Raw genomic sequence first — 1,064 nt, forward strand, 5'->3', positions numbered from 1 at the left:
CTATGCTTCATATATTCAGTAAATGGTATGTTTTTGAATTAATAGGTATCGCGGATTCAAATCCCAAGTGCGACACATTTGTAGTTAGTTGAAAAAGTTAGGTGTATTAGAATCATTAGACTTTTTCAACTCGCAATTGGAAAGCACACAATGAAGCAATACACCCAACTTTCTCAAGAAGAAAGATACGAAATTTATGCTTCCTTGAAAAGTAAATCTTCAATCTCTACTCTTTCCAGAGAGCTTGGTCGTTCCAGATCAACCCTCTATCGTGAGATCAAAAGGAATACAGGGGAACGCGGCTATCGGGCTAAACAGGCTGATCGGTTTTCAAGTCAACGACGATACCGTTCTTCATCTCAGATGACAGACTTCGCCATATTTTACATCCGTTATCTGATTGCTCTGGATTGGTCGCCTGAACAGATTTCCGGGGCATTGAAACAACGCGGCTGGCTAGATGTCCCATCACATGAGTGGATCTATCAGTACATCTATCAGGATAAATCTAAGGGTGGAGAACTGCATCAACATTTAAGACACCAGAAAACCTATCGCAAGCGGGGTTATAAAAACACAGACCGTAGAGGCCAACTGGTTGATAGAACAAGCATTCACTGTCGCGACGAGATCATAGACAAGCGTCAACGTCTTGGTGATTTTGAAGGTGATACCGTGATAGGCAAGAATCATAAGGGGGCATTATTAACCCTGGTTGATCGCAAGAGTCTGTATCTACATATCGCTCATTTGGGGAAAACTAGAACCTCAGCTAAAACGATCACGTGTGCTTTAGAGTGTTTGCGCCACAGTCATGCATATAGTGTGACCTTTGATAATGGCAAGGAATTCTCAGAGCATTGGCGGATAAAGGAAGCAGGTATAGAAACTTACTTTGCAGATCCGTACAAGTCGATTCAACGTGCCAGAAATGAAAATAGCAATGGTCTGATCAGGCAATATCTGCCAAAATCCTCATCGTTTGATGATGTTTCAAAAGAACGGATAGAACAGATAGAATCTGCTCTAAATAATCGCCCCAGAAAGACACTGGGATGGTAGAG

1 protein-coding gene is annotated in these 1,064 nt (G+C 41.9%); it reads left to right on the plus strand.

Annotated elements, in window-relative coordinates:
- The first annotated feature begins 150 nt into the window (after positions 1–150).
- Positions 151–1,062: an IS30 family transposase gene (locus D7V20_RS19240; RefSeq protein ID WP_120385408.1), complete on the plus strand. Its 912-nt coding sequence runs from the start codon at positions 151–153 to the stop codon at positions 1,060–1,062.
- The last annotated feature ends 2 nt before the right edge of the window (positions 1,063–1,064 follow it).

Source organism: Acinetobacter rongchengensis (assembly GCF_003611475.1).
Lineage (GTDB): Bacteria > Pseudomonadota > Gammaproteobacteria > Pseudomonadales > Moraxellaceae > Acinetobacter > Acinetobacter rongchengensis.